Here is a 16,325-nt window from a genome sequence, read left to right as displayed (position 1 = left end):
CCGTCCCCGCAAAACGCTGGGATGGAATACTCCTCTCACGAAGTTCGGTAACTTCGTCGAGGAACACAACAGGACGCTCGTTGCGACCACCGATTGAACCCGTCATGCATTTCCGCGCACATGTGCGAAGCGCCTAAGAGCAGTCGATGCTGAGCATCCCGACTGCGAAGTTGTCCGGGTAGTTCGCGTCGAGCTGCGGCGAGAACGTTGCCGCGCCGGCCAGCACGTTGTTCCACTCGCTCATCGGAGTGGGCACGGTGTAGACGATGCCTTCACCGGGCTCGATGACATCCTCCGGCAGCACACCGGTCAGGTCGGGGGCGATGCCGTAGTTGGTGGAGATCAGCGAGGCGGCGTCCGCGCCGACGTTGTTCAGGGTGATCTCGAGGGCCGCGAGCTCTCCCTCACGGTCGTCTTCGTCAGCCCGCGGCACACAGACCGCGTCGATCGAGACCACCAGGTCGGGGGACTGCAGCTCGGAGGATCCGAAGGGCATCGGAGCCGGCTCGTCTTCCTGCGCCGATGCGATGGGCGCCATGGCTACCGCGCCGACGGCGGCGGCAATTGCGGCCGTCGAGGCCAGGACGATGGTGCGGACGGTGCGACGCATGTGTTACTCCTGTGACTGAAGGGGTTATTGGTGCGATTCAACTATCGCCCACTCGAGCCGAACTTTCCAGACCACGCAGTCTCGATTCGGTGACGGTCCAGTAAGGCCACATCTCGAATCACACCCGTGCAATTCATCGACCCGAAGGTTTCGCTGGGCCTCCGCACGGGGATGTAACAACACTGCAGAGCATGCCTTCCCTACGTAGGGTTGAAACAAAGCGAGGGCGGAAAGAGGCACATGGATCCCGAAGTGCAGCACGAACCGAGCGAGATCACCTACGACGAGAAGTTCTATCCCGCCAGACCGCGCCCACTACGCCCCTCCGTAAGGCGGGCCGATCGAAACAGGGCAGCCCCCGTCGAAGGAGATCCCTCGGCAGCCAACCCCGAATACGTGGACTGGCTCACCGAAAAATCCATGCTGCACGACGCCAAGCTCATCGCCGAACAACTCTCCGGCAAGGGCAGCATGTGGCAGAACCCCTACGCCGATCCCGACCCACGCGCGGCCGTCGAGCGCGCGCCCGTGTGGTTCACCGCTTATCCAATCTCGGTCATCAACGCGCCCCGCACGAGTTTCCTCAGCACCCTGGGCGACGAAGCACTGTGGCAGGCGTTCTCCGAGATCGGCATCACCGCTGTCCACACCGGACCGGTCAAGGTCGCCGGCGGCATCCACGGCTGGCGTCCGACACCGTCCGTCGACGGGCATTTCGACCGCATCGGCATGCAGATCGACCCTGCGTTCGGTTCCGAGGAGGAGTTCCGACGCCTGTGCGTCGTGGCCGCCGCCTACGAGGGCATCGTCATCGATGACATCGTTCCGGGTCACACCGGCAAGGGCGCCGACTTCCGATTGGCCGAGATGGCCGTGGCGGACTATCCCGGCATCTATCACATGGTGGAGATCGAGCCGCAGGATTGGCATCTGCTCCCCCGGGTCCGCGCCGGAACTGATTCGCAGAACATCGACGCCGAAGCCGAAGCCAATCTCGCCCGCGCGGGTTACATCATCGGGCAACTGCAGCGCGTCATCTTCTACGAACTCGGTGTCAAGGAAACCAATTGGAGCGCAACGGCTCCGGTGGTGGGAATCGACGGCGTCGAACGACGCTGGGTGTACCTGCACTACTTCAAGGCAGGTCAGCCGTCGATCAACTGGCTCGACCCCTCGTTCGCCGGCATGCGCCTGGTCATCGGCGACGCCTGCCACTCGATCGCCGACCTCGGTGCCGGCGCTCTTCGCCTCGACGCCAACGGCTTCCTCGGCGTCGAGCGGCGGGCGGAGGGTCCGGGTTGGTCCGAGGGCCATCCCCTGTCCGAGGCCGCGAACCACCTCATCGCCAGCGTCGTCCGCAAGATGGGCGGGTTCACCTTCCAGGAGTTGAATCTGACCATCGACGACATCAAGGCGATGGGTGCCAATGGCGCCGACCTGTCCTACGATTTCATCAACCGGCCCGCCTACCACCACGCACTTGTCATGGGGAACACCGAATTCCTCAGGCTCACAATGTCTTTGTCGCGTGACCACGGCGTCGACCCGGCATCTCTGGTGCACGCATTGCAGAATCACGACGAGCTCACCTTCGAGTTGATCCACTTCGCCACGCTGCACGCCGAGGACGAGTTCACCTACTGCAACGAGGTGGTCAAGGGTGCCGATCTCGGCAACCAGATTCGGTCCGAGCTCACCGATCGCCTCACCGGCCGGTGGGCGCCCTACAACCGACTGTTCACCACCAACGGAATCGCCTGCACCACAGCAAGTGTGATCACCGCCTCGCTCGGCATCCGGGATCTGGACCGCATGGACGAGACCGATATCGAAACGGTCAAGACCGCGCACCTGATGCTGGCGATGTACAACGCCCTGCAACCGGGCGTCTTCGCGCTCTCGGGTTGGGACCTGCTCGGCATCCTGCCCATCGGAGCCGAGGATGTCGCCGAGCTGATCCGCGAGGGCGACACCCGCTGGATCAACCGCGGAGCGCACGACCTCATGGACAGCTATCCCGAGGCTGTGCGTTCGGAATCCGGCATCCCCCGCGGCCGGAGCCTGTACGGATCGTTGCCGGAGCAGTTGAAGGATCCCCACTCCTTCGCCCGGCGGCTGGCGCGAATCATCGAGCTACGCAACAGGTACGGCATCGCGACAGCCCAACAGTTGGATGTTCCGACGGTCTCGCACAAAGGACTACTGGTGTTGGTGCACGACCTCGGGCAGGGCAACATCCAGGCGACGGTCATCAACTTTTCCTCCGAGGATGTCGCCGCGACCATTCAGTCCAAGTACCTGACGCCGGGGGCGGCCGTTCACGAGATGTTCGACGACACCGACATCGGCGTCGTCGACGAGTTGAACAGCTTCCCGATGACGCTCGGCCCCTACCAAGGAGTTCCGGTGATTCTCCGATGATGAGCTCCCCCGTCACAACCGAAAAGGCTCGATGCTTGTGAGTGAGCAGGGAAATCATCGTCGTCCCGAGGCCGAACCACGCCCGCAACCGCAGCGCCCGGAGTTCACGGTCGAGCCACTGCGGACCCGGGAGGAAGCGCCGCGGCCCTCACTTGCGTACCGGTTGAACGTCGCTTCGTGGGTGGCTGTGACGGTTGTCTTCCTGGCGATCGCTGGTGTGCTCGCGCTCGAATACGACGCAGTACGGTCGGCGCTGGAAACCTCTGTTCAGGAGCAGGACTCCGGGGCGAGCTCCGCCGAGGTCACCGATACGGTGACGGTGACGTTGCTGGGTAGTGCCGGGGTCGCGGCCGTGATCCTGGTGCTCGCGGGGGTCGGATCGATGTTGGCTGCGGGGCGAAAGCGCGGCGGGGCCCTCGTGCTGGTCTTCGCTGCCCTGGCGGCAATCGGTGCGTCCCTGCTCTTCTGGTCTTTCATGTCCGAGGCCGGGTCGATCGCAGTTGGGGCCCTGCAGTGGGGGCCGCTCCTCGCAGCCGGTCTCACCGTGGTGGCTGCGGTGACCGGCTTCGCAATTCGGCGGTGACCGCGCCGCGTCAACGCAGGACGGCCACTCCCTCAGCGCTGCGGGCTGCGACTTCGCAGGCTCGTGCGGTGAATTGGTCGAGTAGCGGGTGTTCGGACATCCGACGCCACTTCTGGACCGCGTCGAGCGCAGCGGTGTGCCGCTGCGCGGGCGCGCTGTCGGGGTCGAGGCCGAGTCGGGTGGACGGGTCGATGCCGTAGCCACCGATCAATCGGTGCAGTTCGGCGAGCTGGGGCTCGGGTAGCTTCGGCGCCGTGGACCGCATCCGCCCCAGTAGCCGAAGCTCCTGGAATCCGTGCACGTCGGCCATCATCCGACCGGCTTCGGCGCGGAGGGCAGCCGACTCCGCGATGGGCCGCCACTCGAGGGTGCGCTGCAATGTCACCAGCGCGGAATGGAGTTTGAGCTGGTCTGCTCGCTGACCGAACTGGACGTCGATCACCGACCGCAGTTCGCTCAGCCCGCTGCGTTCTACCAGTTCCGCCGCGAGCGTCGGCGAATCGCGCACGCCCAGCTTGATCAGCGTCACTGCCATCCGGATACCGAACAACCCGAAGCGATCGACGATCGAGGCGCGCAGCTCGGGGTCGATCGGCAGCAAACCGGGCCGCGAGAAGCGGTCCGCCGACAGCATGGCCAACTGCAGATCCGCATCGGGCACCTGCGCGAGCATTTCGAATGCCGCGAACTCCGACTGCCGCAGTGTCTCGGCACCGAGCGCGAGCAGTCCGGCGACGGGTACCACCGCCTGGCACAATCCGGTTGCCTCGAGTTCTGCGGCGAATCTCGAGGCTACCTCCTTGGCGGACATCATCGCGTCCATGCGGCCCGCTCCGACCTCGTCGGCACGCGAGACGACACCGATGACGCCGAGCGGCCCCGCTTCTCCGCCCACGTGGGACGAGATCTGTCCGAGGAAGGACACATCGGTGGCGTTGAGCGTCCGCAGCAGATAGACGACGGCATCCGCCCCCGAGGACGCGTTCTCCGGCGTCAGCATCGACAGTGTCCGTGCGGAAACATCCCGTGACAGCGAGGATGTGCCCGGGGTGTCGATGATGGTCGTCTGAGTCAGTGTGCGGGCGGGCCACTCGACATCGAGCCGGTCCACGTGCGCCGCCGTCAACTCGCCGAGGTCGAAGGTCAACCGCCCTCCTCGGCGTTGCACGGGCACGTGCGCGGAGCGATCACCGTCGTACCAGGCAGTGACACTGGGGGCCGATCCGCTGCGATACCAGGTGACCACCTTGGTGCACTCGGTGGCATCGGTGGGGGCTATGTCCTGTCCCACAAGCGCATTGAGCAGGGTGGACTTGCCGGCTTTGAGCGATCCGGCCAGGGCCACGCGCAACGGCTGGTCGAGCCGCTCGAGGCATTCGGTCAGCGTCGCCGCGGCCTGATGGTCGATGGAGTATGCCTCGCGCGCGGCAGAGATCAGCGCACGAGCCTCGGCCAGCGCGGTCACTTCGCTGCTGCGTCGGGTGCGGGAGCGCCGGCGGGTACGAGGGCTGCCGCGCGCTCGTTGAGTTCGGCGACCACCTTCATCTCGCGATCCAGTTGTGCTGTGCGTGTGGCACGTTCGTTGGTCTCGACGTTCGCGGCCTCCCGAGCGGCCTGCAGCGAATCGTTGAGTGAGCGCAGGGTCTGCTCGGCGATGGAGGTGAAGTGGTCGCGAAGGACGCGCTGGATGAGCCGAAGCCGATCCTTCGATTCCTTGCCGACCTGGAAGCTGACGTCGTCGGTGAAGCGTCGGATAGCAACCTTCGCCTCGGATCGACGTGCCCGAACTCGATTCTCCTTGTCTTCCTTGTACGCCTTGGTGCCCAACAACACGCCGGCACCGATCGAGATGGGGTTGAGCAAACTCAGACCGACGAATGTGGTGATCAAACCGAACATCAGCACACCGCCGTACGAACCCCGCATGCCGACGAGCACCTTCTGTGTGATGCCGAGCGCGCCGGTCTCGAGGTCGGCAAGTGAGGCAACAGGATCGAGCACGTTCTCGAGATCACCGAGGTCGAGGTCGGGCAGCGAGACGGCACCGGCGGCCGCGAAATGCTCCGCGACCAGCTCGGCCAGCCACAGCGCCCGCTCGTGCGCCCAGACGAAGTTGTCACCGACCGAGGCAGCGATCTGCTCTTCGAGCCAGTCGCCGAGTTCGGCCCAGTCGGACGCCGGATCTCCTTCGTCGACGGTCTGTTCGGCCTCGCGCGTGACGCGGCGCAGCCGATCCCGCAGGTCGTGGTCGATGTCCGACGCCAGATCCGCGATTCCGTCGGAGAGGGTCTGTTGCCACTGGGACGTCTTCTTGTGCAGGTCCTCGGCCGCGGACTTTGCGCGCTGCAAGCCCGCCACAGCCGCTGCGGCGCGGTCCGGGTCACGTAGGGCCGCAAGCTCGCTGGCCATAGCCAACGTGAGATGTTCGGTGACCGAACGTATATCGAGGGAGACGGCGGTGCGGGTCGTGGTGTCGGCGCGCAGGACGACCTCCTCGCGCAAGAACGTGTAGAGGTCCGGGAAACCGGATTCGACGTTCAGCTCCTCGTCATCGAGTCGCAGCGCATGCGACCGGAGCAGCGAGGACAGCGGGATCATCGGGACATCGAGTCCTTCACGCTGCAGATGCCCTCGGTTGGCCTCGACGATCTGACGCCAGTGCGGATAGAGGTCGGTCTTGGTGATCAGCACTGCCACGGACGGGCAGAGCCCCAAAACCTGGCGGAGGAACGAGATTTCGGGTTCGGTGAACTCGCGGCTGGCATCGGAGACCACCAGCACGGCGTCGGCCGAGGGTACGAGACCCAAGGTGCCGGCCGCATGCGGGTTTCCGTGACCACCGACGCCCGGTGTGTCGACCAGCACCAGGCCGTCCGCGAGCAACGGACTCGGCACGTTGACTTCGAGTCGCAACACTTCACGACCCTGGGCAAGAGGGCTGGCCGGGGTGATGCTCTGCAGTTCGGCCAACGGAACATCAACGCGCAGAACGTCATTGCCGGGATCAGCCAGTAGCAGCTCGGCATGGGAGCGATCCGAGTTCTGGACGACGGTCGGGATGGCCGTCGTCTCGTCGTCGCCGACGGAGCACACCTCGAGGTTGAGCAGCGAGTTGACGAACTGGCTTTTTCCCTGTTTCAGCGGTCCGACGACAACGATGCGACGACGCGGATCGAGCACCCGCTCCTTGGCGAGCGTCATCCTTTCCACGAGATCGGACCGTCCGACCGTCTGGGCCACTGCCGCAGTTCGGTCGAGCAGGTCGGCCAGCTGCTTCGCTTGCCCGTCCATAGCCTTCTTTCGGATCTGGTGCGTGATGTGCTGCATCGAACTGTAACGAGGAAAGAGGCCCCGGGCGTACCGAACCGCCCGGGGCCTCCTCATCCGTTCGTGCTACCGCATCAGATATTCGTTCCTGCTACCGCATCAGGGGTTCAGCAGATCCGCACTGTGGTCGACGGTGGCGACCTCGGCGACGGAGTCAGCCGAGCTGTCGATGTCGCCGTGCAGGCTGGACTCCCCGCCCAAGGAGGATTCACCCTGCGCCTGCCCGAAGATGTTCGAGTCCACCGAGGACCAGGCGTTCGAGTCGAATCCGCTGGTGAGCGATCCGGACGCATCCGCGGCGCTCTCCACGCCACCGGAGAGGCCTCCTGCGGCTCCCCCGATCAGGTCCGCGCCGGTATCGAAGCCACTGTCCAGGCCGCCTGCGAATCCGCCGGCAACGTCAGCACCGGTCTCGACGCCACCCGCAAGGCCACCCTCGACGCCACCGGCAAGACCACCCGCGACGTCTCCTGCCAGGTCCGTTCCTGCGGCCGCACCACCGGCGAGGCCGCCTGCCAGGTCGGCCCCGGCCGACGCACCGGCATCGAGGCCAGCGCCGAGACCGGCACCGAGACCCGCGTTCAGGCCCGCACCCAGTTCACCGACTGCAGAGCCGCCCGCGCCGGCTGCACCGTCGAGCGCGCCACCGACACCTCCGACGGCACCGACCGCGCCGTCGACGGCACCGCCCACACCGGCTTCGAGGCCGGCGCCGGCCTCGGCAACAGCTCCCAGGCCTGTCTCGACGCCGCCGCCGAGGCCACCGGCAAGTCCGCCGCCCAGGCCACCCGCGAGTCCACCGGCGAGGCCGCCCACGGCACCGAGTCCTGCATCGATGTCACCGCTGCCCGCTGCTCCGCCTGTCGCACCGAGTGCGGCATCGAGTGCCCCGGTCAGCGCGCCGCCGAGTTCCGCTCCGCCACCGAGTGCGGCGCCGAGGTCGAGGGCGCCGCTGGTGTCGAGAACGGAGTCGAGTGCGCCGCCGAGTCCGGCACCCGCCTCGCCGCCCACACCGAATGCAGCGCCGAGGACGCCTTCGAGATCGGTCGCGGCGGCGAGCTCACCCGCAGCCGAGACGTCGATGGCGGTGCCGAGTGCAGCAGTCAGGCTGCCGATGGCGCTGGTGTCCAGATCCAACGCGGATCCGAGTGCACCGCTCACCGCGCCGGCGATGTCACCGGCCGCAAGGCCGCTCAGGTCGAGATCGGCGAGTGCACCGGCGTCGAGTACCGCGCCGAGCGAGGAACCGATGGTCGACGCCAGGGCGCCTTCGGCTCCGAGGATTCCCTCCAGTCCCGATCCGAGATCGAGGTCCACGCCCCCGGCCAGATCGCCTGCGGCGCCGAGCGCTGCTGCGAGGGTGCCGTCGAGCGCACCGGCCAGTGCTCCGCCTGCACCGAGCGCTGCGCCGAGATCCAGAGCGCCACCGAGGGCGCCACCTGCACCGAGGATGGCGTCGAATGCTGCGCCGAGTCCGGCGCCTGCTTCGCCGCCGATGCCGAACGCTGCGCCCAGGAGTCCTTCGAGGTCTGCGGCACCGCCCAGACCGAGTGCGCCGTCGGCACCGATGACACCGTCGAGTGCGGCGCCGAGCGAGGCCGTCAAGTCGCCGACGATCCCGGCGTCGAGGTCGAGGGCAGTGCCGAGGGCACCGCCGATGATGCCACCGAGGTCGATGCCTGCGAGCCCGGCGAGGTCCAGATCAGCCAGCGCACCGGCGTCGAGCACGGCGCCGAGCGAGGATCCGAGGGCTGCTGCAAGGCCGCTCTGCAGTGCGAAGATGCCTTCGAGGCCTCCTGCCAGGCCGCCGGCAAGACCGGCGCCCGCGCCGATCGCAGCGTCGAGCGCGCCGCCGAGTCCGGCTGCGATCTCGGTGGCCAGGCCGGCAGCGACGCCAGCGCCGAGGTCGAGTCCGGCAGTGAGCGCGGCACCCAGCCCGCCTGCCAGGTCCCCGGCGAGATTGCCGACCAGGTCTGCGTCGAGGACTGCGCCCAGCACGCCGCCGAGGGCTGCGCCGAGGTCGGCTCCCACTGCGCCGCCGATGCCGAAGACGGTTTCGAGAGCGCCCGTCAGTGCGCCGTCGACGCCGGCGAGTACACCGAGGTCCAGGCCACCGACCGCGCTGAGAGCGGCGTCGAGCGCGGCGGTGAGTCCTGCGGTCAGGTCCGCGCCGAGGTCGATCCCGCCGCCGATGACACCGGCAAGTGCGCCGCTCAGATCGGCGGCGCCACCGAGGTCGATGGATCCACCTGCTCCGATGATCGCTTCGAGGGCCGCGCCGAAGGCGGCACCGAGCTCGGCACCGATCTGACCGCCGACGGCGAGCGCCGCACTCAGCGCCGCACCGATCTGCGCGGCGATATCGCCCGCCAGGTCCAGGTCGCCGCCGAAGCCGCCGCCGATACCACCACCGATGACTCCGCTACCTGCGAGCCCACCGCCGACGATGGCGCCTGCGGCCAAACCGAGGCCGGTCGACAGTCCGCCGCCGATGGCAGCGCCGCCGGCGAGGCCACCCCCGATGCCTCCCGCGCCACCGGCGCCACCGGCGCCACCGGCGCCGAGGATTGCCGAGAGCTGCGAGCCGGCTCCGGCGAACAGTCCGGATTCCGCTACCAGCGGTGCGACGGCGACGATGTCGGCATGGCTGACGTCGCCGAGACCGGCGGCAGCGAGCGCAGCGTCCGGGTTGACGCAGTACGAGGCGGCCGCCTCGTCGTCGCGGAGGAGGCTGAGGATGAAGTCGAGTACTGCGTTCGTGGCCATGGTCGTGGCTCCTTCAGTGGTGGTCGTTCGTGGTCGATCACAAGCGGCCTGCGATCGCGAAGCTGTTGTCAACAAAGCTATGGGCCCCCGCGGAATCGCCCAACGGGGCCGAACCCCCTATCGGAACGCGGACGGCCAGGGGTGGCCCGTTAGGGGATCGTCGGGCGATAGGGGGTTTGCCCGCAACAACCGGCCGACCCACTGTGAGAGGTAACGAAAACTGCCATGCTGACGACAACAAGAGCGACGTCGACGGTGACGAGAATGCGGAGATGGCGATGAGTGCAGGGCTCGGAATACGGATTGGAACGGTCACCTCGGTGGCCGCGCTCGATACATCGCGCGACCCCCAGGCTCCCCGTGATTACGCCACCGACGAGGCAATGCCCACGGTCATCCGCAGGTCCGCTCTCGACCTCAGCCCGGGTGCGGCACCCGCACTCGCGTCGCTGTCGGAACGCCATCAGCGGTATCTGCTCGGCGGATTCGCCGACCGCGTCGGCGATCCGGTGCCGCTGATCGACGAGGACGGCCGCACCCATCTCGCCGAGGACCTGTTCGCCACTGCCACGCGCGCGCTGATCGCGGAGATCTCCGCCGGGTCCGAGACCGAGCCGACCGTGGTGGTCACCCACCCCGATCGGTGGACCTCGTACACCACCGACGTGCTGCGCGAGGCCTTGGCGCGCGCCGGGGTATCCGATGCCACCCTCGTACCCGAGTCGTTCGCCGCGATGCGGTGGCTCGAAGGCTCCCGCGGTACGCCCGGTGACGGCTTGACCGCCATCTACGATCTCGGAGCAAACTCGCTCGGAATTACGTTGATGCGCACGGGATCCGAAGCCGGGACCATCGGCAACGGCGTCCATTCACAGGACTTCGGTGGGTCGCAGTTCGACCATCTCATCACCCAGTACATCCTCGAGACGGTGTCGAGCAGCCAGTCGTTCGAGTTCGATCCGTTCGATCCGGACACTGTCGGGGCGTTGGTCGAACTGCGTGCGCGCTGCAGCGAAGCGAAGGAACGGCTCTCGTCCGAGACGTCGACCAGCTTGTCAGTCGAACTGCCCGGCTTGAACTACGAGACTCGGCTCGTTCGCGACGAGATCGAGGATCTGATCCGAGCGCCCATTCTCGGCTCGGTCGAACTGATCCGTGAAACCCTGCACACCGCGGGCCTCGACTCCTCGGACTTGACCCAGGTTCTGCTCACCGGTGGCAGCTCGAGCATTCCCCTTGTCGCCGAGTTGATCTCCTCGCAGCTGCGAGTTCCCGTCGCGACCGGGCCGCACCCCGGCCGCATCCCCGCGATCGGGGGCGCGATGCTCGGCAACGAGATCGCACACACCACGGTTTCCGACGTACCCCCGGCAGCGGCAGCGGTCGATGTCACTCGGCCCGCGCCGCGCCCTGCACCGACTTCGGTCGCGTCCGCGAGCGCCGCTGCGGCCGAGCCCACCGGGATGTCGGTTCGCAAGAAGGCGGGGATCGTATTCGCATCCGTGGCCGCCCTCGCGGTCATCGCCGCCGGCGGACTGTCCATCGGCACCGCCCTCAGTTCCCCCGAAACTCCCGCCGTCTCCGAGAACACTGCGGACACGACCGGCACCACGACGGCTCCCCGTGCAACGGCCCAGAACATCGCCGACGCCACCGCGTCGGCCAACGAAAGCGGTCTGCCGGCTCCTTCCGTCGCCGCCGACGGAACGCTGATTCCCGCACCCGGCACAGTCATTGCGCCCGACGGCAGCGTCGTCGCCGACCCGACGGTGGCCCCGGTCGGCGGTGGCGCCCCAGCAGCCCCAGTCGGCGGTGGCGCCCCGGCGGCACCGGCTGTACCCAACATTCCGGCACCGCCTGCACCGAACATTCCGGCACCGCAGCCGCCGCAGGCACCGGCGTACACTCCGCCGCCCATCAGCCCACCCCAGTACAACGGTCCCACCCTCGGCGACGTCGGTGACGGCGTCGGCGGAGTTGTCGGCGGCGTCGGTGACGGCCTCGGTGGTGTGGTCGGTGGCGTCGGTGACGGGCTCGGCAACGTCGTCGGCGGCCTCACCGGGCCGCTTGTGGGCGGAAGCTGAGCTTCGTGCAGGTCGCGCTTACCAAGGCCGAGATTTCATCCCTCGCCGTCGAGCGTGGACGCCCGGTTTCGGGGGCACTCGCCGGCACTATCGCGACCGTGACGGGTGGAGCCCCGCGGACGGTGGCGATCGCCCTCGACGCCGCTGCGCGAACCGAGGCCGACCTACCTGTCACCAAGGCCGTCTCCGACGCCGTACACATCCATCGGGCCGAGGTCCTGCGCGGAATGAACGAGGTGGAGCAGACCGTCGTAGCGCTGGCGCATTTCGGTGTCGGCTCGGATGTGGAAGTGCTGAACGAACTCGTCGAATCCGTTGACTCGTCGGACATCTCGTCGGTGATCGAGCGTGCCGTCGACGACGGCCTTCTCACCGGGTCGGCATTCGCGCTTCCCGACGTTCACCGAGCCCTGGCCGATGCCATGGGCCGGCGTCGACTCACTGCCTGCCTGACGCGCCTGCTCGAATACCGCTGCAAGACCGACACTCTCGACGACGCCACCGCTGTTGCCCTGTCGAACGCAGGTGTTCGACATGCCGAGTTGGCGAATCATCTGACCGCTGCCGCAGGTGCGGCGGCACCGGAATCGGCGTCGACCCTCTTCGATTGCGCGGTGGCCGCGGGCGCCGATCCGCTGATGCTCGCGGCCCGACGCGCCGAAGCGGCGGTGGCATCGGGTGATCTGGAAACAGCCGAACGGCTCTGCGACTCGGTACTCGAGCAGTTCGAGGTGGTCGGCATCGATCGGTTGCGCACGGCGGTACGAGTGTCGGCGACGGTCGCGGCCGAGCGGGGGATGGCGCAGCGCAGCCTTGCGCTCTACGCGTGGCTCGGCGCCGAACGAGTCGGCCCCGATCTCGACGTCGCGGTGTCTGTTGCGTTGACGGCGGGCGATCCGGGCACCGCCGACGCCCTGGCCGCGCCGCCCAGCACTGCTCCCCTGACCTCGGCACCGCCCACATCGTCGAGCGCGGCGGCGACGTTGCTCGCCGACGGTGTTCGCCAGACGATCGATGCGACCTCGACGGCCGAGACCGCGGCAGCCACCAACACGGTGATGCGGGCGCTGACGCTCTCCGGTGCAGCCCGCACAGTTGTTCCCAACAGTCCCGCCGACATCGCAGTTCTCTTCGCTCTGCACTGCGGCGATGTGGCGCGGGCGGAGTCGACTGCCGCGCGGGCGGCTGCGACGCTGCCCCCGCGGCATCCCGAGGCGGCGCGCATTGCACTGCTGCGGGCCTGGGCCTCGATGCTGGCAGGCAACCTCGCCGAGGCACAGGCACGTCTCGATGTTCTCGATATCCCTCTCTCGCACAGCCGAAATCGGCTCTACCTGCACGCAATGCGGGTCGGGCTCGCCCGACGATCCGGCGACACCGGATCGCTGCTGACCGCCTGGGAGGATGCGCAGGACATCATCGCGCAGTACTCCGTCGACCTGCTCTCGTTCCTTCCGGTCGGCGAGTTGTGGCTCGGCGCGGTACGCGTCGGGCAACTCGAACGCATGTCGCACCTGATCACGCAGGCCGAGGCGGTCGCCGAGAATCTGCACGAGCCGTCGGCGTGGACAGCCGCGCTGCACTGGTACGGCGTGCAAGCTGCCATCGCGGCCGAGCACCCCCCTGGACTCGTTCCGCATGCGCGAGCGCTGGCCGCGGCAGCGGAATCCAATCAGTACAGCGCTGCCCTGGCCACAGCGGGACGCGCGTGGCTCGCAGTGCTGCAGGGTCACCCCGACGCTGTGGAGGTCGAGGCTGCGGCTCAGGGTCTGGCCCGCATCGCCCTGTCCTGGGACGGAGCACGGCTGGCCAGCGAAGCGGCACTGCGCGTCGCCGACACGCGCGCGGCGACGACCTTGCTGCAGGTTGCGCGGTCGCTGCGCCAGCCGGTGGCCGCGCCGAGTGCGGTCGCCGAGGAGCCGAAGGGTTCACTCAGCGCACGCGAAGCCGAGGTGGCCGAACTACTCGTGCTCGGCGTCACCTATCGCGAAGCCGGCGCACGACTGTATATATCCGCCAAGACCGTCGAACATCACGTCGCCCGCATTCGGCGGCGTCTCGGCGCTGGCTCGCGGTCGGAGCTGCTGTCGATGTTGCGAGCGATGGGGTACGGCTCCACCGGAAGCGACGAACAGGTGCGTGTGTAACTACTGGGCCGCCCGGCGCGACATGCATGTCGAGAGGCGATCGGACCCGGTTGCCTCGGACAGCACGCGCAGACGGGGTAGCGAAGACAATGATCGACCAGTACGTGGATGGATTGCCCGACGTCGGGCTCTACGTCGACGACGAGCGATCGATCGCCGCCGTCTCGCACCCCACGCGTGCCAACCCGTCCCTGCATGTCGCGGCCCTGCATCGCACTGTTCTGTACGTCCACGCCGACGGCTCGGCATCTCTCGGTGACACGACCGATCCCGACGCAGCCGTGTTCACAAATTTCGTCGCAGGGGAGGTCGAGTCGGGTTTCGGGCCCGGTGCGCTCGTCGCCATGGCGTTTCGCTGCCTGCTCGCCGATGTGGCGCGCTCGCTCGGGACCGATCCGTCCGCCCTGGCCGCCGCCGCGACTTTTCCGTCCGTGTGGACCGCCGAACAGGTGTCGTCGGTGCGCATCGCGATGAACCGCATCGGGTTGGACCACGTCGCCTTGGTGCCCGAGGCGGAAGCACTCGCAGCGGGCAGGGACACAGTGCGGACAGCCTCGGATGCTGCGATCACAGTGGCGCGCGGCGCGGCGAGGATTGCCTCGGAGTTTCCCGTCGACGCGGTTACCGAGGAGATAGTGATCCCTCGACCTGCACTTCCGGTGTGGGCGCGTACCCCTGTTCTCGCCGCGGCCGCATTCGCCGCCGTTCTCGTCTTCGGTGCCAGCGTGACCGCACTGATGTTGCAGGATCGGTCGTCACCGTCGATCCCGGAGATCGACAGTGCCCTGATCGCTGCCCCGACCACGACGCAGTCTCCTCCGGCGCCAGTGCTGCCGTTCCCGACCGCGGTGCCCATCGCCGAGCCCCCAGCTGTCCCTGATCTCCCCGAAACCCCTGATCTTCCCCGAAGTTCGGCACCGGCCACCCAGGCCCCCGCTTCCGAACTCCCCGTCAGCGAACTCTCGACCGCGGCAGTGGAACAGGCGCCCGTTCAGCTCCCGCCGACGAGACCTGCCGACGGGGCATCGGACACGCCCACGCCTCCTGAGTCGCCCTCGACCGAGGAGTCCGTGCCCCAAGACCCGACGGACACCGGCGACGGATCGACCGACGAGGGCGGCGACGCTCCGGACGGCTCGGAAGGCCAGGCCGAACGCGACGCACACGACTCCGAGCAGACCGTCACCGTCGAGAACACTGTCCGCTGATGGGGTATCTCGCCATCTCCGTCGATGACGAGACTGCCGTAGCCGTCCACCGCCGCGATGCCACGGTGGATCCCGCGGTGTTCGAGACGCCGTGTCGACTGGCGTTCGCCGAGGACGGAACCGTCCGACTCGGTGACGATGCCGAGACCGGCGCCGCCTCGGTGTCCGGGTTCGTCTCACGCGTCGGACAGCCGGCAGGAGTCGACGGGCATCGCGCCGAGGACTTGATGGCACACACCGCCAACTGCCTTCTCGCGATGGTGACGGCCCTGCACGGCGGCGTCGCTCCGGCAGTGGCGATGACCCATCCGCGCAGCTGGGGTGAAGACAAGATCGACTTGCTGCGCGACGCGTTCGAACACACCGGCTTGCACGGGGTGCTTCTCGTACCCGAGGACGCGGCGACCGGCGAGGTCGACTCGATGATTTCGGACAACCCAACCCCGGTCACCGGTGCTGCCGCGCTGGCCGTCGGTGCCCTGGCGGTGCTCGAGCGATCTACACAAGCGACCCCGGAGACGGCAGACACGGACGCCATCCCCATCGTCGAGGCGCCCGCGGCGCTGGCGTTCTCCGAGGCCCCAACCTTCCCCGTGCCTGCCCTCACACCCGCCGGGAACGAAGCCGGCGACGCTCGACGACGGCACCGGCCATTGCTGGTGGTCATCGGTGTGGCCGTTGCGGCGGCCCTGTCCGCGGTCGGTGTCGCGGCCGCGCTCGGCACCTTCAGCGACGGCGCCGACGTCGACCCGCCCGTCATCACCGATGCGCAGGTACCTGCGGCCACCGACGCTCCGGCGCCTGCCCCAGCCGATACCGTCGAGATTCCATTTCCGACGGCACCCGAGGCCCCGCCGTCGGACATTGTTCGCCCGCCCGCGCCCGAACCACAACCCGCTGCCCCCGCGCCTGAACCGGAACCCGCTCCGGCACCGGCACCGGAGATAGAGGCGCCTCCCACCGCGAACCCGCCGACGGAGATTCCGGCCCCCACCGAGCTCGCCCCGGCAAGGCCCACCATCCCCCGCTTCACCTACCCCACGGCCCCTCGGTTCACCTACCCGACGATTCCCCGCCGCAACGACCCTCGGGGCACCGATTCAGGCAATTGAGGCCGCTGAACTGGCATTCGTCATCCTCACAGGGTCATGCTCTAAGGTGGGGCGCTGATGGTCGACC

General features: G+C 67.9%; 10 protein-coding genes. 6 read left to right on the top strand and 4 right to left on the bottom strand.

Annotated elements, in window-relative coordinates; all coding sequences use genetic code 11:
- Positions 1 to 133: 133 nt before the first annotated feature.
- Positions 134 to 610, bottom strand: coding sequence for a Pro-kumamolisin, activation domain family protein (locus KVY23_RS18230; RefSeq protein ID WP_230557694.1), 477 nt, complete (start codon positions 608 to 610; stop codon positions 134 to 136).
- A 240-nt stretch (positions 611 to 850) separates the two neighbouring features.
- Between KVY23_RS18230 and treS the strand changes: the two genes are divergently transcribed.
- Complete coding sequence (treS, locus tag KVY23_RS18225) at positions 851 to 3,031, top strand: maltose alpha-D-glucosyltransferase (protein ID WP_075840946.1); 2,181 nt, start codon at positions 851 to 853, stop codon at positions 3,029 to 3,031.
- A gap of 37 nt (positions 3,032 to 3,068) precedes the next feature.
- Complete coding sequence (locus KVY23_RS18220; RefSeq protein WP_230557693.1) at positions 3,069 to 3,614, top strand: hypothetical protein; 546 nt, start codon at positions 3,069 to 3,071, stop codon at positions 3,612 to 3,614.
- Positions 3,615 to 3,624: 10 nt separating this feature from the next.
- Here KVY23_RS18220 and KVY23_RS18215 read toward each other — a convergent pair whose 3' ends face one another.
- From KVY23_RS18215 to KVY23_RS24980, 3 genes are all read right to left on the bottom strand, one after another.
- On the bottom strand, positions 3,625 to 5,079 hold the full coding sequence (locus tag KVY23_RS18215; protein WP_230557692.1) for a dynamin family protein: 1,455 nt from the start codon (positions 5,077 to 5,079) through the stop codon (positions 3,625 to 3,627).
- Positions 5,076 to 6,905, bottom strand: a complete 1,830-nt coding sequence (locus KVY23_RS18210; protein WP_230557697.1) for a dynamin family protein — start codon at positions 6,903 to 6,905, stop codon at positions 5,076 to 5,078. Before KVY23_RS18210 ends, KVY23_RS18215 begins: the two co-directional genes overlap by 4 nt.
- 135 nt (positions 6,906 to 7,040) lie before the next feature.
- Positions 7,041 to 9,707, bottom strand: a complete 2,667-nt coding sequence (locus tag KVY23_RS24980; protein WP_268995237.1) for an IniB N-terminal domain-containing protein — start codon at positions 9,705 to 9,707, stop codon at positions 7,041 to 7,043.
- A 203-nt stretch (positions 9,708 to 9,910) separates the two neighbouring features.
- Here KVY23_RS24980 and KVY23_RS18200 point away from each other — a divergent pair, with 203 nt between their 5' ends.
- From KVY23_RS18200 to KVY23_RS18185, 4 genes are all read left to right on the top strand, one after another.
- Positions 9,911 to 11,791, top strand: coding sequence for an Hsp70 family protein (locus tag KVY23_RS18200; protein WP_230557691.1), 1,881 nt, complete (start codon positions 9,911 to 9,913; stop codon positions 11,789 to 11,791).
- A gap of 5 nt (positions 11,792 to 11,796) precedes the next feature.
- Positions 11,797 to 13,938: a LuxR C-terminal-related transcriptional regulator gene (locus KVY23_RS18195; protein ID WP_230557690.1), complete on the top strand. Its 2,142-nt coding sequence runs from the start codon at positions 11,797 to 11,799 to the stop codon at positions 13,936 to 13,938.
- Between the two features lie 89 nt (positions 13,939 to 14,027).
- On the top strand, positions 14,028 to 15,146 hold the full coding sequence (locus KVY23_RS18190) for a hypothetical protein (protein ID WP_230557689.1): 1,119 nt from the start codon (positions 14,028 to 14,030) through the stop codon (positions 15,144 to 15,146).
- The gene (locus KVY23_RS18185; protein WP_230557698.1) at positions 15,146 to 16,258 is read left to right on the top strand and encodes a hypothetical protein; all 1,113 of its coding nucleotides are present in this window, start codon (positions 15,146 to 15,148) and stop codon (positions 16,256 to 16,258) included. Before KVY23_RS18190 ends, KVY23_RS18185 begins: the two co-directional genes overlap by 1 nt.
- Positions 16,259 to 16,325: the final 67 nt, after the last annotated feature.

The sequence above is a fragment of the Rhodococcus sp. I2R genome (assembly GCF_020889545.1).
Classification (GTDB): Bacteria; Actinomycetota; Actinomycetes; order Mycobacteriales; family Mycobacteriaceae; genus Rhodococcoides.
This window is presented reverse-complemented; position numbering and strand designations above follow the sequence as displayed.